The following is a 24390-nucleotide window of genomic DNA, read 5'->3' as shown; positions in this document are numbered from 1 at the left end:
TTTTAATAATTATACAATTTCCTTAGTTAAGTATTTGATTGCAAAGTTAATATTTAATTTAAAAGCATTGTTAAGGGTTAACATTATTTTGTATTATTTCCCCGCCAATCCTTTATTGTTTGGGAATTTTATCGTACTTTTGCGTTAAATCAATTTAATAAAATAATGTTTAGGACAAATACTTGTGGCGAGTTGCGACTCTCCGATGCCGGCAAGAAAGTAACCTTGGCGGGATGGGTTCAGCGTACCAGAAAGATGGGCGGAATGACATTTGTCGATTTGCGCGACAGATATGGTATCACCCAGTTGGTATTCAATGAAGCTGTAGACAAAGAACTTTGTGATAAGGCGAATAAATTAGGGCGTGAATTCTGTATCCAAGTGAAGGGACAGGTTAATGAACGCTCAAATAAGAACGATAAACTTGACACGGGCGATATAGAGATTATCGCGGAAGAGTTGGATGTCTTGTCAGTCAGTCAGACACCACCGTTCACGATAGAAGATAATTCGGATGGTGGCGATGAGCTCAGAATGAAGTATCGCTATTTGGATTTGCGCCGTACTCCGGTCAGAAAGAATATGGAATTGCGTCACCGCATGACTATTCTGATACGAAATTTCTTGGATAAGCATGATTTTATAGAGGTAGAGACACCTATATTAATAGGTAGTACCCCGGAAGGCGCACGCGATTTCGTGGTGCCCAGTCGTATGAATCCGGGGCAGTTCTATGCGCTGCCTCAAAGTCCGCAGACATTGAAACAGCTCTTGATGGTGGCCGGATTTGACCGCTATTTCCAAATAGCCAAATGTTTCCGTGATGAGGATTTGCGTGCCGACCGTCAGCCGGAATTCACACAGATAGATTGTGAAATGAGTTTCGTAGATCAGGATGATGTCATCGACTTGTTCGAGGACATGGCGCGATACTTGTTTAAGGAGATTCGTGGCGTGGAACTTCCAAAGTTGGAGCAGATGACTTGGGCTGACGCCATGAAACGTTTCGGTAGCGACAAACCCGATTTGCGTTTTGGTATGGAGTTCGTAGAATTGAAAGAAGCCTTTACCGGTAAGGGTAATTTCTCCGTGTTCGATGAAGCCAAGTATATTGGTGGTATCTGCGTACCGGGCTGTGCTGACTACAGCAGAAAGCAGCTCAATGAACTGACAGACTTTGTAAAGCGTCCGCAGATTGGTGCTAAGGGCTTGGTTTACATTAAATATAATGCAGACGGTACTGTGAAGAGCAGTTTGGATAAGTTCTATTCTGAAGCAGAACTCATGGAGATAAAGCAGGTCATGAACGCTAAGGATGGCGATTTGGTCCTGATACTTTGTGGCGATAATGTTAATAAAACACGTGTTCAGCTCTGCGCCTTACGTTTGGAAATGGGCGATAGGCTCGGACTCCGTGATAAGGATGTGTTCAAGTGTTTATGGATTGTCGATTTCCCACTCTTTGAATGGAGCGAGGAGGAGAATCGTCTGATGGCTACCCATCATCCGTTTACCTTGCCTAATATGGAGGATTTGCCTTTGTTGGATTCGCATCCGGAGCAGGTACGCGCCAAAGCCTATGACTTTGTTTGCAATGGAATAGAAGTTGGTGGTGGTTCTTTGAGAATTCATGACACGAATTTGCAGGAGCGCATGTTCGAGGTGTTGGGCTTTACTAAGGAGCGTGCCGAGGCTCAGTTTGGCTTCCTGATGAATGCGTTTAAGTATGGTGCGCCTCCTCATGCCGGTTTGGCTTTCGGTCTCGACCGCTTTGTAAGTATCATGGCAGGCCTTGATAGTATTCGTGACTGCATCGCGTTCCCGAAAAATAATAATGGACGTGATGTCATGCTGGACGCTCCGGGAGAATTAGATCCCAAGCAGCTTGATGAACTTCAGATAAAGATTGATTTAAGTCAAGAAAACGAATGATAGAGCTGTGTGGCCTTTGAAATTGTTACTTTAATCCGCAATTAACGCAATAAATAGAAATTATTGTGCTAAATTTGTAGCCGTAATGAAGATATAATTTCTAATAACATTAGATGGATTAAATATTTTTACTGAATTATGGCAGAAAAAAAAGCAACAACTAAGGCTGCGGCAGCAAAGGTAGCGCCGAAGAAGGCAGTCCCTAAAAAAGCAACTCCAAAGAAAGTAGAAGCAGTAGTTAATGCTGAGAGCGTAGGCTTCCGTGCCGGTGATGTTTATCAGGCTTTGGCCGCAGCGGGCAAGGCTATGAGCATAGCAGAGATAGCTGGCTTGGCTAAAATTACCGTGGAAGAAGCATATCTTGGTATTGGCTGGCTTTTCAAAGAAGGTAAAGTTAAAGATGAGAACGGTCTGATTGCCTTGGCATAAACCGATCGTCTTTATTGATAAAGTTAAAAAGAGTTGCGATTCTGATACGAATTGCAACTCTTTTTTTATATTTGCGAATGACTTACGATAGTGAGATAATAAAGGTGCTGGCCGAAGCCGGTGACAAAGGGTTAAGTGTAAAGAAAATTGCGCAGCATGTCTTTAATGCGTCGAATAGCTTATTTAATATGATAGTCTATGAGGACGTCTATGCGTATGTAGCCCAATTTTTGGCACAAAATGCGAAATCGCAAAGCTCATTGATAGTCCGAGGTGAGGCACGTGGCATCTATAAACTAAATACTAAAATAGATGAGGGACAGCAGCTGATGATAAAATTCGGGCGTCATGAGGAGGAAGATTTTATTACGCCTCCTATAGAGGAGGAGAATGAGTTGTTTCTCTTTTGACAAAGTCTCTTTAGTCTTGTAACTATTTAAAACTATTCATTATAAAACACGCTATGAAATCTCAAAACTATATCCTTGGGTTTGATATTGGAAGTAGTTCCGTTAAAACCTCTTTGGTGGAGGCTGCCACTGGTAATGTAGTGGCCTCGGCTTTTTATCCTAAGACCGAAGCGCCAATCATATCGCTAAAGCCCGGTTGGGCCGAGCAAGATCCACAAATGTGGTGGGAGAATCTGAAGCTGGGCTTGGCAAGCGTTATGCGTGAGGCGGGTGCTTTGCCTGCGAATATCATGGCCATCGGTATATCTTATCAGATGCACGGTTTGGTGTGTGTAGATAAGCAACAGCGAGTTTTGCGTCCGGCTATCATTTGGTGTGATTCACGGGCTGTACCCTATGGGGATAGGGCTTTTCAGGAGTTAGGAGCCGATGTGTGCCTTCCTCGTCTTTTAAATTCACCGGGCAATTTCACTGCGTCAAAGTTAGCATGGGTAAAGGAAAACGAACCTGAAATCTTTGAGCGAATTGATAAAATCATGTTGCCCGGAGACTATATAGCCATGAAGTTGAGCGGAATTGTCAATACGACAGTCAGCGGGCTCTCTGAAGGTATGTTATGGGATTTTCAAAATCATTGCCCCGCCAGTTTCCTGACGGATTATTTTGGGTTCTCACAGACGATATTGCCGGATGTAGTGCCCACGTTTTCAAAGCAGAGTGTGGTTTCCAAGGAAGTGGCTACCGAATTGGGACTGTGTGAGGGTATTCCTATAGCTTATCGAGCCGGCGACCAGCCTAACAACGCATTGAGCCTGAATGTTTTGAATCCGGGAGAAATAGCCAGCACGGCCGGAACGTCGGGAGTGGTCTATGGTATTTTGGACAAGATAAATTATGATAAGCAGAGCAGGGTTAATACGTTTGCTCATGTGAATCATTCAGCGGAGCAAACACGGCTGGGCGTATTGCTGTGTATTAACGGAACAGGCATACTCAATGCGTGGATGCGACGGAATATAGCACAAGAACTTAGCTACAGTGATATGAATGAGCTGGCTTCCGGTGTTTCCATTGGAAGTGACGGAGTAAAGGTGATTCCTTTTGGGAACGGTGCGGAGCGTGTTATTCAAAACAAGGAATTGGGATGTTCCATTCATGGGGTGAATTTTAATAACCATACGAAAGCGCATTTGTTACATGCGGCGCAGGAGGGAATTGTGTTCAGTTTCTGTTATGGTATGGAAATCATGCGACGGATGGGTATGGATATTCATAAGATTCATGCGGGCGAGGCCAATATGTTCTTGAGCCCAATCTTCCGTGATATGCTTGCCGGTGTCAGCGGTGCTACAATAGAGTTGTATAATACGGATGGCAGTGTTGGTGCGGCGAGAGGTGCCGGACTGGGCGCCGGTATCTATCAGAGTGCGGAGGAGGCTTTCGCTACTTTAGCGAAAGTTGCTGAGATAACGCCAAAAGAGAATTTGCGAGGACACTATCTTGAAGCCTATGCGGCATGGAAAGAAGTGTTAGAGCAATCTATTAAATAAGAAAATGACTATATTATTTTAAAACCTTAAAATTAAACAAACTATGTCGAAAGAATTTTTTCCTCAAATCAGTAAGATTCCCTTTGAGGGAACTGAAAGTAAAAATCCTTTAGCATTTCATTATTATGATGCAGAGAAGGTTGTATTAGGTAAGAAAATGAAAGATTGGTTGAAGTTTGCCATGGCTTGGTGGCACACGCTGGGACAGGCTTCAGGAGACCAATTTGGCGGTCAGACCCGTGATTACGAGTGGGATAAGTCAGCTGATCCGATACAGCGTGCAAAGGACAAGGCCGACGCGGGCTTTGAAATCATGGATAAATTGGGTATCGATTATTTCTGTTTTCATGATGTAGATTTAATAGACGAGGCTCCGACAATCGAGGAATATGAGTCGCGCATGCAAATAATAACGGATTACCTAAAAGGGAAAATGGCACAGTACCCGGGTAAGAAATTGCTTTGGGGAACGGCGAATGTCTTTGGGCACCAGCGTTATATGAACGGTGCGGCTACGAATCCTGATTTCGATGTGGTAGCTCGTGCTTGCGTTCAGATTAAGAATGCCATTGATGCGACCATAGCATTGGGTGGAAGTAATTATGTTTTCTGGGGTGGTCGTGAAGGTTATATGTCCTTATTGAACACCGATCAAAAGCGTGAGAAAGAGCATTTGGCAACAATGCTTGCCGCTGCACGTGATTATGCACGCTCAAAAGGTTTTACGGGAACATTCTTAATAGAGCCTAAGCCGATGGAGCCTACCAAACACCAATACGATACTGATACGGAAACGGTAATAGGATTCCTGAAAGCTCACAATCTTGATAAGGATTTCAAGGTGAATATTGAAGTTAACCATGCGACATTGGCGGGCCATACTTTTGAGCATGAACTTTGTGTCGCAGTAGATAATGGCATGTTGGGTTCTATTGACGCAAATCGTGGTGATGCGCAGAATGGTTGGGATACGGACCAGTTCCCCATTGATAATTTTGAATTGACGCAGGCTATGATGCAAATTATTCGCAATGGCGGTTTGGGTAATGGTGGTTCTAACTTTGACGCAAAACTGCGTAGAAATTCTACCGATCCGGAGGATATATTCATCGCTCATATCAGTGGTATGGATGCAATGGCTCGTGCATTGGAGAATGCCGCTGCTATTTTAGGTGAAAGTGGAATCCCCGCTATGGTTAAGGAACGCTATGCAAGTTTTGATACCGGTATCGGTAAAGATTTTGAGGAAGGCAAATTGACCTTGGAGGAAATAGTAGCTTACGCAAAGCAGAAGGGCGAGCCTAAAGTTATTTCAGGCAAACAAGAGCTTTATGAGACAATCGTTGCTCTATATACGAAATAAAAAGATAGTATAGTAAATATGTAAATAGAAAGAGAGGACGTGTAAAGAGCGTCCTCTCTTCTGTTTTTTATAGAATATCATCTTTTATTTGCTTGGAATCTGTTTTTGACATCGATTCCGTTATTTTATGGAGCTGATATTATGTTTGTTAATATATTTTTTATAACTTTGGCCTAAACTATTATTTTTTAGAATATGAACAATCACTTGGTAATTATGGCCGGTGGCGTCGGAAGTCGATTTTGGCCAATGAGTACATCAGATAGACCAAAGCAGTTTATTGATATTTTAGGTGTAGGAAAATCTCTGCTTCAATTGACTTTTGCAAGATTTAGCGGTATTTGTGAACCGTCTAATGTGTGGATTGTTACAAATAAAAAATATTTCAATCTGATAAGAGAACAGCTACCGGAAGTCTTAGAGGATCATATTCTGTTAGAACCTTGCAGGAGAAATACTGCTCCTTGCATAGCTTACGTAAGTTGGAAGATTAAATCGCAGGACCCTAATGCGAATGTTGTCGTAACTCCGAGTGATCATATTGTTACAGATGAGGTAGAATTTAGGCGTGTGATAGAGTCTTGCCTTAAATTTACGGCAGAAACGGACGCTATCGTTACCTTAGGAATGAAGCCTAATCGTCCGGAAACCGGTTACGGATATATACAAGCGGACCTTACAGCTCGGTCTCCAAGGAATAAGGAGATATTCAGAGTAGATTCTTTTAAAGAAAAGCCTGACTTGCAAACTGCGGCCACTTATATTCGACAGAATAACTATTTTTGGAATGCAGGAATTTTTATTTGGAGCGTAGAGACAATTGTCAATGCTTTCCGAGTATATCAGCCTTCTGTATCTAAAGTGTTTGAACGGCTGCTGCCTATCTATGGTACTGAGAATGAACAGCGGATTATCGATGAGCTTTATCCTGAATGCGAGAATATCTCTGTGGATTATGCCATAATGGAAAAAGCTGAAGAAATATTTGTTTGTCCGGCTAATTTTGGATGGAGTGATTTGGGTACATGGGGCAGTTTGATGCAGCAGTCTCATAAAGACCTTTATGGTAATTGTGCTATTGGCTCGGACATTGAATTTCATGACAGTCATAATTGCATTGTTCATGCTACACAGGAAAAGAAAGTTGTCGTACAAGGCTTGGAGGGTTTTATCGTATCAGAGAAGGATGGAGTTCTATTAATTTGCAAGTTGAGCGAAGAGCAACGAATCAAGCAATTCTCGGGTGAGGAATAGTCATCCTTTAATATAATCTTAATTACTCTATATGAAAAACAAAATCTTTTTAGTCATGTACTGCTTTTGGAGCATAGTGGCTATGGCTCAGCAAGCGGGTAAACCTACTTCTTATGAAGCGGTAACCTCTATTGATAATATGAATGAGGGTGAAGATTACTTCATTACTTATAAAAATGTAGATAGGTATTATGCTTTTGCAGAAAGAGGTAGCAGCAATGATCTTTCGTTGATAGGGTATAGTCATTATAAGGATGGCGTGAAAGTTGACAATATCATGGATAAGATGTTCTTGGTAACTTCTGTCAGTAACTTATTCAGGCTTGAAAAACGCGATGGTAGAGTCGCTTTGGTTGATAAAAAGCATGGAGCTTATTTGGCTAATAGTAGAGATAATTTTGGTTCTTTTAAGTTGAAAACCGAGTATGACGAGTCATGTGCTGTAACTTTTAGTAAGAGTAAGACGGGGATTGATATACTGATTGATGGGAAATACCTTCGTTTGAGGACGAGCGATGATGAGTATAGACTGTATTCTTCTAAGACATCTGCGGCTAAAGATATAACTATCTTGCATGTGGAGTATGGCGAGAAATATGTTGATAAAGTCAGCGGGTGGGGAGTAGATACGAAGTTTCATGCTACATCAAATATCCATTTTAAATGTAATTTTGTAGATGATACGGATAATACCTTTATTGCTCCTTTCTATGTTTATGATTATAAAAAGGTTTTTGGCAATCAAGTAACAGCTTATGAGATAGATGATGTAAACGAGAATGAATTAACTTTCCATGAAGTCAAGCGTGATTTAAAAGCTGATACACCTTATATATTAACGGGTAAATTCGATAAAACAAGTACAAATGAGTATATAGCCCGAGCTACTCAAGTGGCTTATGAGGGAATGGATATAGAAAAAACAGTCGGAAATTATACCTTTAAAGGTGTGTATCGAGAGTCTGTTGATGTAAGCGGAAAGGACTCTAAAGGTCAAGTATTGACTTCTAACGCTTTTATTCTTTATAATGGAGCATTCTATGCAACAGCCAATAGTCGTAATATAAAAGTAGCGCCCTATCGTTGGTATTTTACAAGAAAGGCTTCATCTGCCATAAAGATGAATAAAATAGCTTTCAAATTGGAAAGTTTAAATGCGATTCCTAAGCATGACACTACAACTTCCGTAAATCTTGTTCATAAGAAGTGTATTAATGATGAACGTATTTTTGATTTGTGGGGAAGAGTAGTGAGAGAACCTTTGCGTGATGGTATCTATATTCAAAATGGCAAAAAGTTTGTCGTTCGTCATTAAAGTGGAGTTGCAAATCCTAACATGTTAAGAATATTTTTGTGGCATATTACGCTTTAAAACCATAGAAGTGAGGTGATAGAAGGATAGCTTTTGTGCTCCAATTTAGGCTTTATTCCATCAAGTATCATGCGTAATTCCTATAAAAAACATAAGAAATATTTTGGTGTTGTATAAAAAAATATTACCTTTGCACTCGCTATTCAGAAAGGCGGTAAGCCTAAACTAATAGTGTGTAGGCGCCCTTAGCTCAGTTGGTAGAGCAACTGACTCTTAATCAGTGGGTCTAGGGTTCGAATCCCTAAGGGCGTACCTAACATTAAATACATTATGCACCCTTAGCTCAGTTGGTAGAGCAACTGACTCTTAATCAGTGGGTCTAGGGTTCGAATCCCTAAGGGTGTACTCCCTTGTATTAATGTATTTAAGCACCCTTAGCTCAGTTGGTAGAGCAACTGACTCTTAATCAGTGGGTCTAGGGTTCGAATCCCTAAGGGTGTACACTGCTAAGATTAGAGAAATATCTCTATTAGAATAGTCCTCGGAAGTAAATATAAATACTTTCGGGGACTATTTTTTTTATTTAATTTGATAAATGTCTTATCTTTGTAATATGGAAAAAGAAAGAGTATTATTCAGCAAGAGGTTTTTGATTTTGTGTGGAGTTCTGTTTGGGTTCATGGTAACAACAACACACGCACAAAGCCGACTTGCTCCATGTAACAAGCAGGATTATGAACTGTTGTCTACTTTTCTAAAGGAATATTTTGAACCTTGGGCTTCGGAGCAGTATTTGGTGATGGGTGGTAATAAAGATAAATACGCTTTGTACCTAAAGAAAAAGGGGATTACTTATCAACCTTATGGAACTTTATCCGTAAAAGACACTACGGGGACTTATGTAATGCGTGATGATAGCTTGTGTTATCGCAAACTGGCTTCCTTGTTAAGATTTTCTGTATGTGCTTCCTCTTCTTTTGTACGGGATAAACTTGGAAGCAAAACATGGTATCTTTTCTTTGATTTATATGATGGAGCACAATATTGGGGTGACAAGAAAGATATACAAGATGGGAGTCTGATTGATATTCTTGAAAAGACTTGTCATGCGGTAAAGAGTAATAATCCGCAGATGATTAGGCATTTGTTTCCGCAGATAGATTCATTAACTCAGCATTTTAAAACTTATGAATTAGAGGATAGTTGGGCTGTTGAAACCTCGGAATACTATCAAAGAGAGGTATTGGTGACAAAGTTATCAACTCATTATCATGGCTATAGTTTTGATTTCTTCAAGACAAATGTTTCTCGGGAAGCGCTGTTAGAGCAATATGGACCTTTGTTGAGGAAAACTGCTAAATGGCTATTTACACATTCGACAGTACTTGATTTTAATGAGAGAGTGTATGTTCGTATTGTCCCTGATATGCCTACGGAGGAAGAACGATACTCGTATAGTTACGGACATTATTATCTAACAGTGGCTGAAAGTGAGTTGACAGAAGGTAAATTGCTGCAGTTGTTAGCAAAATATTTCGGCAATGCTTATAACTGACAGTATGCTATGTGAAGAAAAAAGAAGGGAATTAAAAGTGATAAGAATAATCAATTGATTATTAATTGTGAGCGGTATACGGGGGTCGAACCCGCGACCTTCGGCTTGGGAAGCCAACGCTCTGCCAACTGAGCTAATACCGCATACCAAAAGATGTAGGAATTTTACCTTGGAGCCGATACCGGGACTCGAACCCGGGACCTATTCATTACGAATGAATTGCTCTACCAACTGAGCCATATCGGCAATGTTTTATTTGCTCGTGCAAAGGTAAATTATTTTTGGTTAAACACCAAATTCTTGCATATATATTTTTTCGAATTTATCCCTTAATAAGGACTTGTCTGCTATGATTTCCCTTATTTTAGTCAGGTTGTGTTCATTTGGGGAATTTCTAATCCAAAGACGAATATATCCATTGGTTGCATATTTTTCTTCCATGTGGTCGCGGAATCTTTCCCACATTTGCTCTTTGGAATGTGAGGGATAATGTTCTGCTCCATATAAAATAGCTCTTTTAAAAACAATTTCCGGGTCTAAATCTCTATCAGCTTCTGCAACAATTTTACCATAAATGCTTCGTGGTGCATGGCTACTGCTGGCACGATGGTCTTCCACGGCTTCTTTCATGAATTGAATTTGCTGAGTGGTAAACCATTTCTTTAACCGTATATCTGCCATTAGTATTTTGCCACTTGTTATATGATGGATGGCTCTTGGGCCCTCCATGCCTAAGTCATGGTAGGCAGCGATCGTATATGCCATGTTAATGTCGGCTCCGGCTTGTCGTGCTAGTATCAGGGAGTTCCTGATAACGCGAGTTACATGTTCCATTCCATGGCTTCGGCCAAAAGCATTATATCTTGGGAGAATGTTTTTCTCGACAAACTCCATAAGATCCAAATTCACTTGTTCTTGCATAATGTCTGATATTATAGAATGAGAATGGCTAAGGATGTGGTAAGACCGAAGATAAACATGTTACGCGCCGTTTCTCCTAAGATGATATTTAACTCTTTCCCTTCCCATATTTTTTTCATTTTCATATATGTTAGAGTATGAAAAATGGAATATGGGAAAGTAATTAGCAGTAGGCTGGGGATAATCTTTTGCAGGCTATCTGTAGAATAGATACAAGACGTAATGGCAAGGCTTATACCAATATAACCAGCTAATAGATAAAACAGCAGGCCCGTTGTGGGGCCTACTTTGGTAATTAACGTGTATTTACCTGAAGCTATATCATTGTCTCTATCGCGAAAATTGTTGATGAGTAATAATGTATCGATTAAAAATCCACAAGCCAATGACATCAAAAAAACTTGGAGGGTGATAGGTGTTGTGGCATGAAGTTCTACATAAAATGTCACACAAATAGGGACTATTCCAAAAAAGACAAGCACCAAAACATCACCCAGTCCCATATAGGATAGGGTAGTTGTGTAGAGGAAACAAAATATTGTGCACAGTAGTCCTACAATAATCATTTGCCATCCTCCGAAATAGACGAGTGGCAAGCCTATGAAACAAGCCAAAAGGGTGGTTATCCCTATGCCGTATTTCATAGATTTAGGAGCTATCCAACCTTCAGAACAAGCACGCAAAGGTCCCAATCTATTCTCTTTATCGTTGCCATGCTTGAAATCGAAATAGTCATTGATGAAATTTGCATCGATTTGCATGATAAAAGCAAACAAGAAACATAACATTGCTGCTATTGGTTGGAAGGATTGGCTTCCTTCGTTTTTTAACGCAAGAGCTGTTCCTATCATGATAGGAACAGCTGCACCGGTTAGCGTCTTAGGTCTGGCTGCTTTCAGCCATGCTGTAAGTGAATTTGTTTTGATTTGACTATTTACCATCGTGCTAATTAAAGAAATTCCAACTTAAACCGAGACGTAATACTCTTTCATTAAATGGATAATGGGGTGATGAGAAATAACGTTTGTCGCCCAAACCGGCGTTTATATGGCTCATCATAACGAAGAAGCGTGTATGTTTGAGGTGGAAATTAGCATATACATTAACGATAGGATAGTTTCCTATCTTTACACGATTATCAATAGTGTTTGCGTCTGTTGTAGTAGGAATGGCTTGCACTGCGAATTGACCAAGAGCCGGGCTATAGTCCGGCGCATAGTAATTTGAGAAATACCTGACATCTGCTCCAAAATCACATTTTAAGACCTTGGCAATCTTGAACTTGAAGTATAGGTTAGAATACAAGTTTAAATCTGGCACCGGAAGTTGGTTTTGATCGCTGGATTTCTGATAGGTAATTACGTTTTCCCATCTTAATGGACCAAAAGCAAAGTCTTGGGTCAATTGCGCCGTTAGCAGATTGATATTTTTATTGCTTTGAACCACCCATACATTTGTTTTTGTATGAGCTTCTCCATTGCTAACATAGCTCCGGCTTAAATACGTATAGTTGCTTATATTATCAACAGCCACACGAAGTCGTGTTTTTGTTTTGGTATAGCTCAAGGTGCCTTGTATTCGCGTATGAGTTATTTTTTTCAAATCATCATTATCCCATTGGAAGTGACGACTGCTGTAATGCCTATAATAGAAATTGGGCCTTTCATTGTGCATGAAGGCTTTTGCGTCAAGTGTGATGGTATCTCCTAAAAACTTTAGGTTGATGTCTGCGTTGGCATCTATCTTTAAATCGCCGATATTAGGGCCGGCAACGTTTGCTTCAATCATAGCTTGGTAGTGTAGGAATTTGCCTTGGGTCTTTGCCAATTGGCCACCAACGCTAATGTCGTTTTCTGTATAAGTGTGTGTACCAACCTTTGCCGGTAGTTGATAATGCTTTAAATCCCATGAGGCAAAACCTTTCAAACCGGCTTTCGCCCACTTATTGAAGCCCTCAAGAAGGGATATGGCAAATGTGTTATTAAGACGATAGTGGGTTGTCTTGTCGTAAATTTGATCCGGTTCAAGTTTTTCCTCTACATCATACTTGTTGGCATAATAATCTGCCGGAGTATATTGGGCCACATATATTCTCTTGTAATTATCGAACCGAGCTGTATGGATAAAACTTGTAACGGGAACATATTCATTTTTAAGCCATGCCGTATCTTGAGCCTTTTCCTTTTGGACTTGGATAAGACTATCGGCCATTGCCTTGTCTATCTTGGTCCTTTCTGTGTTTGCAACGCCTATTTGAGGCTCTGCTCCAACGATAACAGCGTCCTTAGGTCTTCCTTCTAATCTCTTTTCTTCGTCTTTAGAAGAGCCTCTATCAAGGCGTTGCCCGTCTTCCTTCTTTTTATTATTCTCTTCCATCGAGGCCATGGCAAATTTCTTAGCCTTGATTTCCTCCTCCGTCATCGGGACTTTTCGATTAAAGCCTATGCTATATTTGTGATTGAAGAGAATGCGTTGGTTGTCATTTCTATTCCCGTTTTGATCCAAAACTGTTGGTATTTCACTGGTAGAATAGTTATCTGCAAAGCTCTCGGGGTGTGTGATATAATCATCATTGGTCACACCACCGTTCTCTGAATATTTCTGATGATTTAACGCTATGAGTAGGTGAGCTTGGTACCTATCACCTAAATAACTTCCATACATGGAGTAGTTGAAGTGTGATGTGTTTTGGTTTTGATAATAGCCCTTAGCGTAGAGATAATCAAATTTAAAGCCGAGACCAATTCGTTTACCTGTATTCACTCCGAATTTAGCTGTAAAATGGTCATCACCATTCGTGCGATTACCGGCGGTATTGTAACTTAAATTGGTAAATGGCGACAAAGTTTGTGTGAAATGGAAATCTTCAAAGGGAGTAATGAAGAAGTCGAGTGGGTTAGCAAAGATGAAAGGATTATTATCTTTCCTATCAATAAAGATTCTATTTAGGCGCGGAGTTCCTAAATTACCGGTAGTATTATATTCTCCCCGAAGGCCGGAGGTGAATATAGTATTCATAAACATGTGGGAAAGTGTATCAGGAACAGCTGGTTTCCTATCTCCAAATTTAGTGTCAATAGTCCAAACTTTTATTCCTTTGGGTATTTCTTTGTCATGGCCCAATGAATCCGGTTTATTGGAATTATGTCGGGTAATATTGCCTGACGGGTCTATTTGATTGAATTCGTTGTCATCAATTTGCGCCTTTATGGGTAACGCAAACACCAAGAATGTCAACAAAGAGGTGATTATCTTCATCTTTTATTTATGAAAAATACGCAATGAAACTTCGCTGATTTTAAACGATACAGCGATGATTAGAATGATGGAAGCCATCGTTTCTCCCTTGTCTGAGAACAAATAGAGATAAACTCCGATGATGGCTATAATAATAAACAAGAGATTTAATATATTGCGTATCTTAAATAATAAATCTGCTTTCTGTTTCTTATTCTTCAACTGATGACGGGGCTTAATGGCGTAGCCTTTTTCATCATTGGTTTGTGTATCCTGTGTCATTGTTATAATTTAAATGCACTTTTTATATTTTCAAATATTTGCTCTTTCCTATCAATGGTCTTACGTCTGAATTTTCCCGTAAGCCTATTCAGCTTATTACCTTTCTTATTGAGCGCTTCCTTGTCGGTAATTAATTCCTCTGCCTTAGCCTTAAAGCCTGAAGGACGATCAGTTTCGTATTCATAGGAGATGCGTTCGAGTGTTAAGTTGAGCTTGTTATCTTCACATTGGGCTATGATCGTGTAGTTAAAAATAGCTCGGTCAAGTGAAAGGAAGTTGTTATTGAATACAAGCCATTCTTTATATTTGGCCGCAATAACCTTTGTCTGTGGATTTACGAGGGCAATAGAACTCTCATCAAATTGGTTCTCATCTTCCGTCAACATGTAGAGTTGTTCGTAGATGGTATCGTATATTTCTTTTGCGGTTTTATTGGGGATATTGAGTTTGAGTGCAAACTTTACTTTTCCGTCAGCGTCTGTGGTAACGGCGCCGGCGTGATATTTCTCGTCGTTTTTATTATCTTTTGCGTTATTTGTAGTTGATTTGGCAACCGTGTTGTTTTTTTTGCTTTTAGTTACGGGCACCACCCAACCTGCTGAATTAGATTGTTTCTGCTCTTTGCTTTGAGAAGCCTTGGCCGCTTCCTCCATTTCTTTTTTAGCTTTTTCCAGTTCTTTTTGAGCCTTTTCTAATTTCTTTTGGGCTTCCTCCAGCGAACCGTTGGTGCTTTGAGCGTGCATGGATACAGGCATGAGTACAACGAACAATAAGGTTGTAAACAGTTTGTTGATTTTTTCAGTACGCATAATCATTTTTTTTCTTATTGTATAGAGCAAAATTACAAAATAAAAGTGTTAACGTATGGCTCGTTATGGATTATCTTGGAATATTTAACATCCTTTCAGTGGCTTATTGAGCCTAATCTTTTGTCAGCGGAGTTTCTATGACTATTTTAATTCGAGTTGCTCTTGTAATCTCGCTATTTCGTCTCGATACTGCGCTGCTTGGATAAAGTCGAGGTTACGGGCAGCCTCTTTCATTAATTCCGTTGTGTTGGCAATACTCTTTTCAAGCTCAGGGCGTGTCATCCGCTTAATGATGGGATCAGCGGCAAAAGTTCCGAATTCGGGTTCCATATACACCTGCTTAGTCGGCTTGTTAACCATCGGTATAACCTCGTCGCTCTTGCTTGTAGGTAATGTGTTGCTAACGGCTTTAACGATTTGCTTGGGTTTCAGACCGTGAGTTTCGTTATATTGCATTTGTATGATGCGTCGCCGTGCGGTCTCGTCAATGGTTTTTTGCATGCTTTCAGTGATGGAATCAGCATACATAATCACTTTTCCATTGACATTTCGGGCCGCTCTTCCGGCTGTCTGTGTCAAACTTCGGTGTGATCTTAGGAAACCTTCTTTGTCAGCATCGAGGATAGCTACAAGTGATACTTCCGGCAAATCAAGGCCTTCCCTTAGAAGATTGACTCCCACGAGAACATCAAACAATCCGGCTCTAAGGTCATTCATAATCTTCACTCGGTCCAAAGTAGCGACGTCACTGTGTATGTAATTGGCTTTGATATTATGATTGAGTAAATATTCAGTGAGTTCCTCGGCCATTCGCTTGGTCAATGTCGTGACGAGTGTTCTTTCTCCTTTCTCATTACGAGTGATGATTTCATCCAATAAGTCGTCAATCTGATTCTCGCTGGGCCTGACTTCTATTTCCGGGTCGAGTAAACCGGTAGGACGTATAATCTGCTCTACGACTACTCCTTCAGCCTCGTTCAATTCGTAATCTGCGGGGGTTGCACTGACATATATGATTTGATTGATGAGACTATGGAACTCGTCAAACTTGAGTGGTCTGTTGTCGAAAGCGGCCGGGAGTCGGAAACCATATTCTACCAAATTCTGTTTGCGTGCCCTGTCTCCACCATACATGGCGCTGATTTGGGGTACGCTTACATGACTTTCATCAATAACCACCAAAAAATCTTTAGGGAAGAAGTCAAGCAAACAGTAGGGACGGTCGCCGGCTTGTCGGCCATCGAAGTATCGGGAGTAGTTCTCTATTCCGGAGCAATGCCCGAGTTCTTTAATCATTTCCATGTCGTACTCTACACGCTCTTTAATCCTTTGAGCTTTAATAGGATCATGAATTTCGTTAAAGTAATCTACTTGTCTTGTTAAATCATCTTGAATATGACGTATGGCTTCGTTTGTTTGCTCTTTTGAGGTTACGAATAAGTTAGCCGGATATATCTTATATTCATTGAACGTGGCAATCCTATGGAATGTTATAGCGTCAAGTTCCTCTATCGTATCTATTTCGTCGTCCCACCATGTCACTCTAAGAATGTGGTCGCTATACGCCATGAATATGTCTACCGTGTCCCCCTTGACACGGAAGTTGCCACGTTTCAACTCTATGTCGTTACGTGTATATAAGGCGTCGACCAATCGTCTGAGAAAGACGTTACGGTCGATGATTTGGCCTTTTTTTATGCCGATAACACTGGATTGCATAGCGACGGGACCGCCCATACCGTAAATGCAGGAGACGGACGAAACCACAATAACGTCTTTGCGCCCGGAGAGTAAAGCTGAAACGGCACCCAATCGTAATTTGTCGATTTCATCGTTGATAGCCAAATCTTTTTCTATGTAAACATCTGTGGCCGGCAGATAGGCTTCGGGCTGGTAATAATCGTAATATGAGACGTAGTATTCAACAGCGTTTTCGGGAAAAAAGTTCTTCATTTCCTGATATAGCTGAGCTGCCAAAGTCTTGTTGTGGCTCAATATCAGCGTCGGTTTATTGACATTCGCGATTACATTTGCCACCGTATAAGTCTTTCCCGAACCGGTAACACCGAGTAGAACTTGTGCGAAATCGCCGTTCTCTATGCCTTGGGTTAATTGCTCAATGGCTTGTGGCTGGTCACCCGTGGGAGAAAACTTTGAGGTCAGTTTAAAATTCATTTCTATAAGTCTTGTGTGTTGCAAAATTACTAAAAAACCATATATTTATGTAAATAAGGATTCCGTTTTTACTAAAAAATAGTTATTAAGCTTTGTAAATCATCGAAATATAATTAACTTTGCAACTCAAAATTGTAAATATAGATGAAGAAAACAACAATTTTTTCACTCACATTTAGTGTTTTCTTATTGTGTAGTTGTGCACATGAGTTTAATCAGGTCTATAAGTCCTCTGATAACAACTACCGTTATGAGTTTGCGAAAGAATGTTTTGTAAAAGGCAAATATACCAATGCGATTACGCTTTTATCAGAATTAATTACTGTTCAGAAGGGTACTGAAAACGCTCAAGAAAGTCTTTATATGCTGGCTATGGCTAATTACTTTAACCGTGATTACGAAACAGCCGCCCAAACTTTCAAGCGCTATTACCAGTCTTACCCAAGGGGCGTGTATGCAGAAATGGCTCGTTTCTACGAAGGACATAGCCTTTACCTAAGTACTCCTGAACCTCGTTTGGACCAATCGCAGACAGTTAGCGCTATCGCAGCTTATCAAGAATACCTTGACGCTTATCCTGATGCGAAGTTGAAGAAGGAAGCCCAGCAGCATTTGTTCGAGTTACAAGAGAAATTAGTTGACAAAGAACTCTATACCGCTCGGCTTTATTACGACTTGGGGCCTTACTTCGGTAACTGTACTGAGGGTGGTAACAATTTTGAGGCTTGCATCGTGACGGCTCAAAACGCGTTGAAGGATTATCCATTTACAGATAAACGTGAGGAATTTTCGGCGCTTATCATGAAAAGTAAGTACGAATTGGCCCGCCAGAGCGTGGAGGAAAAGAAACTGCAACGCTATCAGGACGCGGAAGATGAGTGCTACGGATTTATCAATCAATATCCTGACTCAAAGTTGCGGAGTACTGCCGAGAAGTATATTGCCCGTTGCAAAAGTGTGACAGGGGAGCAAAGTGCTCCGGTGGAGTAGTTAAACGATAAATTAATAAACAAAATATAATTATGGATTATAAAAAGTCTAAAGCTCAGGTAAACACCGTTACGCGTAATATTATGGATCTTTGCGAAGATACCGGGAACATTTATGAGAGTGTTGCCATCATCGCGAAGCGCAGTAATCAGATTTCGCTTGAGATTAAGCAGGACCTTAACAAAAAACTTGCAGAATTTGCTTCGTACAACGATTCTTTGGAAGAAGTGTTTGAAAACCGTGAGCAAATCGAGATTTCACGCTATTATGAGAAGCTGCCCAAACCAACTCTTTTGGCAACACAAGAGTTTATTGACGGTAATATTTATTGGCGTGATCCTGCTAAGGACGTAGAAGAAAATTAATAGGAATGATTCAGCGCAAACAAACTCTGTATCTCTTCCTTGCGGCAATACTTAGCTTGGCTTGTCTTTTTATCCCTTTAGGGAAACAGATTCCCGAGGGGATGGGCTTGCCCGCAGTTCTTTATAATATTGGTATAAAGAATCCGCAAGGAGCCATTAATTTTATAGCAAGTCCTCTTTTTGTGCTCTTGGCCACAAGTGTTTTACTCGCTGTGTATGCGATATTTCAGTTTCGTAAGCGTATGTTTCAGGCGAAACTTTGCTTAATGAACATCTGTATATATGTCGTATGGTGCGCGTATTTTGCATTTGTAGTGGCAAGCCAAATGATGGCTTCCGGCAATTTTAAAGCGAATATAGGTGTATGTATGCCACTATTGGCTTTGATTTTCACGGTGATGGCCCGTCGGGGAGTGCTTGCCGATGAGAAATTAGTAAAGAGTATGGATAGAATCAGATAGTCTATCCATACTCTTTATTGATTGTATAGATTTTTATTTTAGTTGTTTTCCCTTTTTATGTGCGGATAGAATATTATGATTTTGGGTTATCCGTGAATCATTTTAGACTGTTTCTTTTACCGCTGAATTACTTATGAAAAAGCTTGTTTATCTTCTTATAGCATGTGCTTTCTGTCTGAATTCTTATTCGCAGATGCGATGGAATTCCGTTTATCAGGCTTATATCAATCAGTATAAGGACTTGGCTATTCAGGAAATGTTGCGTTACAACATTCCCGCCAGTATCACGTTGGCACAAGGTCTATTTGAAAGTGGGGCCGGGAGAAGCGAGTTATCAGTAAAGGGAAATAACCATTTTGGTATAAAATGCCACGGCTGGTCGGGCCGAACGCTTTATCATGATGATGACGAGCGGGGCGAATGTTTCCGTGCTTACGATAATGCCTTGGAAAGTTTTGAAGACCATAGCAAGTTCCTGAGCAGACAGCAGCGTTACGCCCGATTGTTCCAATTGGACCGGCGCGACTATAAAGGTTGGGCTCGGGGACTAAAGGCTTGTGGTTATGCCACAAATCCGCGTTATGCCGACCGACTGATAGAGATTATTCAACTCTATCGGCTCTATCTGTATGACGAGGCGACGAGTTACGACAAGTTCATGGCCCATCATTCGGCGGTCGATCAACCGGCTGCCAAGGGGCAGACATTGCACCCTATTTCTATCTATAACAAGAACTATTCTATAAGGGTAAGACCGGGTGATACGTTTAAGTCGATAGGTAAGGAAATCGGTATATCCTATAAGAAGATAGCCAAATATAATGAGCGTGACAAGGACGACGTACTTACGGTAGGTGAGATTATCTATCTTAAAAAGAAGCAGAAGCATGCCGAGAAGATTTATAAACGCAGACCGCATGTTGTAAAGGCGGGCGAGAGCATGTACTCTATAGCCCAGTTCTATGGCATACGATTGAAGAGCCTTTATAAAATGAATCATCTTTCACCTGACCATGAATTGCGAGTGGGTGAGGAGTTGCGTGTTTACTGATAAGGTCTTTGGTTTGATTGTGCGTATTATTATGGCGTGGTAATGTGTACGTAGCTTTCGTTATAGGAAGTTTTTATCTGAGAATTATTTTGTCTTATCATTGAGGGCAAAAGTTGATAGTCTGTTTTCGGTTTTATAAAAGTAGCGTTATGGGCATGCTAAAGCAGGCTTTTGACCGCATGAGAGTGGGCTTTTCACAGTGTAAAAGGGTTACTTTTAGAGTGTAGGAAAGCTGGTGTTAGTAAACGAGAGAATAACAGTGTAGCTGTTGTATATGAAGAAATTGCAGATAGAATAACTGCTTTTCCAACGTTTTAAATCTTTTGGGATATAGCGAAAATAAAGAGGTGAGCCAATATAAGATTTGGTTCACCTCTTTACTTTTTTAGTTAGTTATGACTATGGGGCGTGTAGTCTTTGGCTGTTTATTTGATATTAGGTTCTTCAAGGCCCAATCCTTTCTTCTTATCAACAGCCTTCAGGATAAGTCCTATGATGAGTGCTGCCACGCCCAAGCCGGCCAACATGATAAGCGGAGCGGTGTAGTTGAGTTGAGTTGCGTCTGTAATGCCGGGGTTGGTCTTATCGAGCACCTTACCAATCAATAGGGGGAAGAGCCACAAACCGATATTCTGAATCCAGAAAATCAAGGCATAAGCCGAACCGATAATCTTAGCGTCAACGAGCTTAGGCACGCTGGGCCACAGCGAAGCAGGCACCAATGAGAACGAAGCGCCAAGCACGAGAATTGTCAGGTAGGCTACGATAACGCCACCGATTTCATTACCCTTGAATGCAGGCAGTACGAAAGCGAAAGTAAGGTGACAAGCAATGAGCAGCAATGAGCCTAATACGAGCATGGTTGCGGCTTTACCCTTATGGTCTACGTAGTTGCCAAGAATAGGAGTGATACCTACGGCCAACAGTGGGAATACTGCGAAGATAGACTCGGCCGACTGGCGCATGTAGCCCATGTAGCAGTAAGTGATGAGCGCAAGGATAGACACGCAGAGTACGCTGTATTTAACAGTCTTGTTCTTCATGAAGTTAAACATGAAAGCCGTTGCGGCTACCAAGAGCATGATGAGGTACTGTGTAATCGTAACAGAGGTAGAAGCCCAAAATGAGTTAGCGGGCACCTCGGTGAACGTAAGGTTGCACTGAAGCATGTTGACCGCATATTTCTGGAAGGGGAATATAGCGGAGTAATAAAGTACACAAAGCAATGAAACGAGCCAAAAGCCGCTGCTGCCAAGTATTTGGCCAAGGTCGCTAATCTTGAATGGGTCATCTTTTTCCTCGGCTTCACCCGTTTGCGCGTCGAGTTTTTTATCCATGAAGAAATAAACAACGAACATCATGAGGGCAATGCAAAGCAGGATAACGCCGAATGCCACTGAGCGTGAAACGTCAATATTGCCTCCCAATTTGGCGAAGAAAGGCGAGAAAATCATGCAAGTAGCGACACCTAAGCGGGCCAAAGCCATTTCAGAACCCATGGCCAATGCCATTTCGCGGCCCTTGAACCATTTAACGATACCTCGGGAAACCATGATACCGGCCATTTCTACGCCACAACCGAATACCATAAAGCCGATAGCGGCCAATTTTGCGGACGCAGGCATGCCTTCATAAAAAGGTGAAACGCCGAGTTGTTCAAAGACCGGGATGTGATTGAGGTTATTGGTAAACCATGTCTCCAAGCCTGTTCCGATAAAGCTCTCGCTAATGGCATAGTACTTGATAAGGGCGCCACACAGCATGACGATTCCTGACAGAACAGCGGTAAAGCGTACGCCCATCTTGTCGAGGATGATACCGGCGAAGATGAGGAAGAAGATAAAGACATTCAAGAAGGTCTCCGATCCCTGCATGGTTCCGAATGCGGTAGAGTCCCATCCACGCTCTGTAAGCATGAGGTCTTTGATGGGTGAGAGGATGTCCATGAAGATGTACGCGCAGAACATCGCAAGGGCGAGGAGCAAGAGAGCGGTCCAACGAAGGGCGGCCGAGTCTCTAAGAGTTTTCATTTGATCTGACATAATTTTATTTATTGTTATTTGTTATCTTTATTAAAGTGGCCTTTATTATTACTTCTTCAGCCATTTGTCGAGCCATGAGAAGAAGGTGCGCTGCCAAAGAATGCCGTTTTGAGGTTTTAGTACCCAATGATTTTCATCAGGATAGAGCAATAGTTCGGCGGGAATGCCTTGCATACGGGCCGCGTTGAAGGCGCCCATGCCTTGATTAGCGTTGATGCGATAGTCTTTCTCACCATGGATTACGAGGATAGGTGTGTCCCAATTGGCCACAAACTTGTGGGGACTGTTGTCGTAAGTACGCTTTGCGTTTGGCGTGAGGTCCTTTTTCCAAAAGGCGTCTTCGTACTCCCAATTCGAGAACCATGCCTCTTCTGTGTCGGTGTACATGCTTTCAAGGTTAAAAGCTCCATCGTGGGCGATAAAGGCTTTGAAGCGTTTCTGATGGTGACCTGCTAAGTAGAAAACGGAGAATCCGCCAAAGCTGGCACCTACACAGCCTAACCGATCCTTATCGACAAAGGGCAGATTCTGTGCCGCGTCGTCAATGGCTGAAAGGTAGTCGTTCATACATTGTCCGGTCCAATCACCGCTGACTTTCTCATTCCACTCACTTCCGAAGCCGGGAAGACCGCGTCGGTTGGGAGCAATAACTACATAACCGTGGGCTGCCATGATTTGGAAGTTCCAACGGTAGCTCCAAAATTGGCTGACCGGACTTTGGGGGCCACCCTCGCAGAACAAGAGCGTGGGGTATTTCTTATTGGCGTCGAAGTGAGGAGGAAGAATCACCCATACGAGTTCTTTCTTGCCATCGGTGGTGCTGACCCAGCGTTGCTGAATCTTTCCCATTTCGAGTTGGTCCAATATATGCTTGTTTTCAAACGTTATTTGAGTGGCGGAAGACTTCTTCTCTGTTTTGGAAGGCTTAACAATATAAATATCATCGGGACTGCTGATGGAGTGTCGGGTAGCCAACAATTCCTTGCCGTTGCCCAGCATTTGCAGGCTTCCGTAGTCATTCCAGCCATCTGTTAACTGCATCACTTCGCCATTGAGATTGGTCTGATACATATTGACACAAGCGTGCCAACAGCCTAAGAAGTAGAGGTTTTTGTTGTTGTTGGCCCATACATAGTCATCAACGTTCGAGTCAAACCGTTCTGTCACATAAGTCTTCTTGCCGGTTTGAAGGTCTAAGATACAAAGACGGTTTCTATCGCTTTCGTATCCATTATTCTTCATACTTTGCCAAGCGATGTATCGGCCGTCGGGAGAGAATTTGGGATTGGTGTCGTAACCAACCTGATAATCTGCATCCTGATGATTGATAGCCTGATCCTTCATCGTGTGTGTGGCGTCTACTTTAGGTTCTTGATAGTTCTCCGGCTTACACAGATTGCGTGTTTTACCCGTTGAAAGTTCATACAGATAGATGTCGGAGTCTGTAGAAATGGCATATTGCAGGCCCTCTTTCTTGCGGCTGGTATAGGCTATACACTTTGAGTCTTTACTCCAATCAATCTGTTCTATGCCGCCGAATGGTGCGAGAGGGGCCTCAAAAGGTTCGCCTTCCATGATGTCGGTTGCGGTTCCTATGCCGTCGGCTGTTACGTCAGCGATGAACGGATGGGCAATCGTTTCTACATAATGATCCCAGTGGCGATAGTTCATGTCGGTTATAACACGCCCCGTAGCCTTGGGAAGGTCAGAAGGATTCTCCTTGATAGTTCCGTGATAAGGAATGCTTTTGATGAATACGACTTTCTTACCGTTAGGAGAAAATTTATATCCTTCAATGGCATTGCTTGTGTGAGATAACTGTTTACGGTCTGAACCGTCAGGATTCATGCTCCATAGTTCGCCTTCACGGAGGAAAGCAATCTTCTTTCCGTTCTCAATCCATGCGGCGTCGCTTTCGCTTTTGGTATCAACGGTAAGTTGCTTTTTATTCTTTCCGTTTGCATCCATTACGTATAGGATCGTGTGGCTGGCATTTTCTGCTACGCTATAGTAAGATACCTGATAGATGATGGATTTGCCGTCAGGTGAGGCTTGTACCTGACCGATGCGTCCCATGGCCCACAAGGCTTCGGGAGTCATCAAGTCTGAATTGAGTTTTATTTGGTTCTTCTGAATCATAGTCTGTGCACTTGCATGACCACTTAATAACAAAGCTGTCAGTGCGCTTAGTAAAAAAGTCTTGTTCATAATGCCGGATAAAGTTTAATTAAAAATAGGTTAGGGGGAAAGTC

20 protein-coding genes and 5 tRNA genes are annotated in these 24390 nt (G+C 41.6%); 15 read left to right on the top strand and 10 right to left on the bottom strand.

Translation table 11 applies throughout. The annotated features are described in order from the left end of the window. Window positions 1-165 precede the first annotated feature (165 nt). From aspS to VIR50_RS07410, 11 genes are all read left to right on the top strand, one after another. Window positions 166-1932, top strand: coding sequence for an aspartate--tRNA ligase (gene aspS / locus VIR50_RS07460; protein ID WP_331934498.1), 1767 nt, complete (start codon window positions 166-168; stop codon window positions 1930-1932). 138 nt (window positions 1933-2070) lie between these two features. After that, window positions 2071-2361, top strand: a complete 291-nt coding sequence (locus VIR50_RS07455) for a winged helix-turn-helix domain-containing protein (protein WP_331934497.1) — start codon at window positions 2071-2073, stop codon at window positions 2359-2361. Window positions 2362-2438: 77 nt separating this feature from the next. Then, on the top strand, window positions 2439-2771 hold the full coding sequence (locus VIR50_RS07450) for a hypothetical protein (protein WP_331934496.1): 333 nt from the start codon (window positions 2439-2441) through the stop codon (window positions 2769-2771). A 53-nt stretch (window positions 2772-2824) separates the two neighbouring features. Then, on the top strand, window positions 2825-4321 hold the full coding sequence (locus VIR50_RS07445) for a xylulokinase (RefSeq protein ID WP_331934495.1): 1497 nt from the start codon (window positions 2825-2827) through the stop codon (window positions 4319-4321). A 43-nt stretch (window positions 4322-4364) separates the two neighbouring features. After that, window positions 4365-5684: a xylose isomerase gene (xylA, locus tag VIR50_RS07440; RefSeq protein WP_331934494.1), complete on the top strand. Its 1320-nt coding sequence runs from the start codon at window positions 4365-4367 to the stop codon at window positions 5682-5684. Window positions 5685-5879: 195 nt separating this feature from the next. Next, window positions 5880-6938, top strand: a complete 1059-nt coding sequence (locus VIR50_RS07435) for a mannose-1-phosphate guanylyltransferase (protein ID WP_331934493.1) — start codon at window positions 5880-5882, stop codon at window positions 6936-6938. A gap of 31 nt (window positions 6939-6969) precedes the next feature. Beyond that, window positions 6970-8253 carry a hypothetical protein gene (locus tag VIR50_RS07430; RefSeq protein ID WP_331934492.1) on the top strand — a complete coding sequence of 428 codons (1284 nt, stop codon included), beginning with the start codon at window positions 6970-6972 and terminating at the stop codon, window positions 8251-8253. 236 nt (window positions 8254-8489) lie between these two features. Further along, window positions 8490-8562: transfer RNA gene (locus VIR50_RS07425), tRNA-Lys, on the top strand. Between the two features lie 20 nt (window positions 8563-8582). Then, a tRNA-Lys gene (locus VIR50_RS07420) sits at window positions 8583-8655 on the top strand. A 23-nt stretch (window positions 8656-8678) separates the two neighbouring features. Beyond that, window positions 8679-8751 (top strand) — tRNA-Lys (locus VIR50_RS07415). Between the two features lie 112 nt (window positions 8752-8863). After that, on the top strand, window positions 8864-9805 hold the full coding sequence (locus tag VIR50_RS07410) for a hypothetical protein (RefSeq protein ID WP_331934491.1): 942 nt from the start codon (window positions 8864-8866) through the stop codon (window positions 9803-9805). Between the two features lie 70 nt (window positions 9806-9875). Here VIR50_RS07410 and VIR50_RS07405 read toward each other — a convergent pair. The 8 genes from VIR50_RS07405 to uvrB all read right to left on the bottom strand — a co-directional run bounded on the left by VIR50_RS07405 (window position 9876) and on the right by uvrB (window position 17229). Further along, window positions 9876-9948: transfer RNA gene (locus VIR50_RS07405), tRNA-Gly, on the bottom strand. 27 nt (window positions 9949-9975) lie between these two features. Next, window positions 9976-10051 (bottom strand) — tRNA-Thr (locus tag VIR50_RS07400). Window positions 10052-10090: 39 nt separating this feature from the next. Further along, a complete protein-coding gene (locus VIR50_RS07395; RefSeq protein WP_331934490.1) occupies window positions 10091-10726 on the bottom strand; it encodes an HD domain-containing protein in 636 nt (211 codons plus the stop codon). A gap of 11 nt (window positions 10727-10737) precedes the next feature. Continuing rightward, window positions 10738-11667 carry a 1,4-dihydroxy-2-naphthoate octaprenyltransferase gene (menA, locus tag VIR50_RS07390; protein WP_331934489.1) on the bottom strand — a complete coding sequence of 310 codons (930 nt, stop codon included), beginning with the start codon at window positions 11665-11667 and terminating at the stop codon, window positions 10738-10740. Between the two features lie 4 nt (window positions 11668-11671). Next, a complete protein-coding gene (locus tag VIR50_RS07385) occupies window positions 11672-13984 on the bottom strand; it encodes a putative porin (protein ID WP_331934488.1) in 2313 nt (770 codons plus the stop codon). 3 nt (window positions 13985-13987) lie between these two features. Continuing rightward, entirely contained in the window at window positions 13988-14245 is a 258-nt protein-coding gene (locus VIR50_RS07380) for a mechanosensitive ion channel protein MscS (protein ID WP_331934487.1), read from the bottom strand. A gap of 2 nt (window positions 14246-14247) precedes the next feature. Beyond that, window positions 14248-15054, bottom strand: a complete 807-nt coding sequence (locus VIR50_RS07375; RefSeq protein ID WP_331934486.1) for a DUF4468 domain-containing protein — start codon at window positions 15052-15054, stop codon at window positions 14248-14250. Window positions 15055-15195: 141 nt separating this feature from the next. Beyond that, on the bottom strand, window positions 15196-17229 hold the full coding sequence (uvrB, locus tag VIR50_RS07370) for an excinuclease ABC subunit UvrB (protein WP_331934485.1): 2034 nt from the start codon (window positions 17227-17229) through the stop codon (window positions 15196-15198). Window positions 17230-17373: 144 nt separating this feature from the next. On the opposite strand from uvrB, the gene VIR50_RS07365 reads away from it, so the two are divergent. From VIR50_RS07365 to VIR50_RS07350, 4 genes are all read left to right on the top strand, one after another. Further along, a complete protein-coding gene (locus VIR50_RS07365) occupies window positions 17374-18219 on the top strand; it encodes an outer membrane protein assembly factor BamD (protein ID WP_331934484.1) in 846 nt (281 codons plus the stop codon). 32 nt (window positions 18220-18251) lie between these two features. After that, on the top strand, window positions 18252-18584 hold the full coding sequence (locus VIR50_RS07360) for a DNA-directed RNA polymerase subunit omega (protein ID WP_331934483.1): 333 nt from the start codon (window positions 18252-18254) through the stop codon (window positions 18582-18584). 5 nt (window positions 18585-18589) lie between these two features. Next, on the top strand, window positions 18590-19045 hold the full coding sequence (locus VIR50_RS07355) for a DUF4293 domain-containing protein (RefSeq protein ID WP_331934482.1): 456 nt from the start codon (window positions 18590-18592) through the stop codon (window positions 19043-19045). A gap of 133 nt (window positions 19046-19178) precedes the next feature. Continuing rightward, complete coding sequence (locus VIR50_RS07350; RefSeq protein WP_331934481.1) at window positions 19179-20096, top strand: glucosaminidase domain-containing protein; 918 nt, start codon at window positions 19179-19181, stop codon at window positions 20094-20096. Window positions 20097-20521: 425 nt separating this feature from the next. Here VIR50_RS07350 and VIR50_RS07345 read toward each other — a convergent pair whose 3' ends face one another. Both VIR50_RS07345 and VIR50_RS07340 read right to left on the bottom strand, forming a co-directional pair. After that, on the bottom strand, window positions 20522-22138 hold the full coding sequence (locus VIR50_RS07345) for an MFS transporter (protein WP_331934480.1): 1617 nt from the start codon (window positions 22136-22138) through the stop codon (window positions 20522-20524). Between the two features lie 48 nt (window positions 22139-22186). Further along, window positions 22187-24346 (bottom strand): S9 family peptidase, encoded by a 2160-nt coding sequence (locus tag VIR50_RS07340; RefSeq protein ID WP_331934479.1) that lies wholly within the window; start codon window positions 24344-24346, stop codon window positions 22187-22189. Window positions 24347-24390: the final 44 nt, after the last annotated feature.

Origin of the sequence: Prevotella sp., assembly GCF_036570325.1 — a bacterium.
Classification (GTDB): Bacteria; Bacteroidota; Bacteroidia; order Bacteroidales; family Bacteroidaceae; genus Prevotella.
This window is presented reverse-complemented; position numbering and strand designations above follow the sequence as displayed.

Coding starts and splice junctions, on each gene's coding strand:
- VIR50_RS07365 (WP_331934484.1), top strand. CDS start 17,374: ATGAAGAAAACAACAATTTTTTCACTCACATTTAGTGTTTTCTTATTG.
- menA (WP_331934489.1), bottom strand. CDS start 11,667: ATGGTAAATAGTCAAATCAAAACAAATTCACTTACAGCATGGCTGAAA.
- xylA (WP_331934494.1), top strand. CDS start 4,365: ATGTCGAAAGAATTTTTTCCTCAAATCAGTAAGATTCCCTTTGAGGGA.
- VIR50_RS07395 (WP_331934490.1), bottom strand. CDS start 10,726: ATGCAAGAACAAGTGAATTTGGATCTTATGGAGTTTGTCGAGAAAAAC.
- VIR50_RS07355 (WP_331934482.1), top strand. CDS start 18,590: ATGATTCAGCGCAAACAAACTCTGTATCTCTTCCTTGCGGCAATACTT.
- VIR50_RS07435 (WP_331934493.1), top strand. CDS start 5,880: ATGAACAATCACTTGGTAATTATGGCCGGTGGCGTCGGAAGTCGATTT.
- aspS (WP_331934498.1), top strand. CDS start 166: ATGTTTAGGACAAATACTTGTGGCGAGTTGCGACTCTCCGATGCCGGC.
- VIR50_RS07385 (WP_331934488.1), bottom strand. CDS start 13,984: ATGAAGATAATCACCTCTTTGTTGACATTCTTGGTGTTTGCGTTACCC.
- VIR50_RS07450 (WP_331934496.1), top strand. CDS start 2,439: ATGACTTACGATAGTGAGATAATAAAGGTGCTGGCCGAAGCCGGTGAC.
- VIR50_RS07445 (WP_331934495.1), top strand. CDS start 2,825: ATGAAATCTCAAAACTATATCCTTGGGTTTGATATTGGAAGTAGTTCC.
- VIR50_RS07430 (WP_331934492.1), top strand. CDS start 6,970: ATGAAAAACAAAATCTTTTTAGTCATGTACTGCTTTTGGAGCATAGTG.
- VIR50_RS07350 (WP_331934481.1), top strand. CDS start 19,179: ATGAAAAAGCTTGTTTATCTTCTTATAGCATGTGCTTTCTGTCTGAAT.
- VIR50_RS07380 (WP_331934487.1), bottom strand. CDS start 14,245: ATGACACAGGATACACAAACCAATGATGAAAAAGGCTACGCCATTAAG.
- VIR50_RS07375 (WP_331934486.1), bottom strand. CDS start 15,054: ATGCGTACTGAAAAAATCAACAAACTGTTTACAACCTTATTGTTCGTT.
- VIR50_RS07410 (WP_331934491.1), top strand. CDS start 8,864: ATGGAAAAAGAAAGAGTATTATTCAGCAAGAGGTTTTTGATTTTGTGT.
- VIR50_RS07360 (WP_331934483.1), top strand. CDS start 18,252: ATGGATTATAAAAAGTCTAAAGCTCAGGTAAACACCGTTACGCGTAAT.
- VIR50_RS07345 (WP_331934480.1), bottom strand. CDS start 22,138: ATGTCAGATCAAATGAAAACTCTTAGAGACTCGGCCGCCCTTCGTTGG.
- VIR50_RS07340 (WP_331934479.1), bottom strand. CDS start 24,346: ATGAACAAGACTTTTTTACTAAGCGCACTGACAGCTTTGTTATTAAGT.
- uvrB (WP_331934485.1), bottom strand. CDS start 17,229: ATGAATTTTAAACTGACCTCAAAGTTTTCTCCCACGGGTGACCAGCCA.
- VIR50_RS07455 (WP_331934497.1), top strand. CDS start 2,071: ATGGCAGAAAAAAAAGCAACAACTAAGGCTGCGGCAGCAAAGGTAGCG.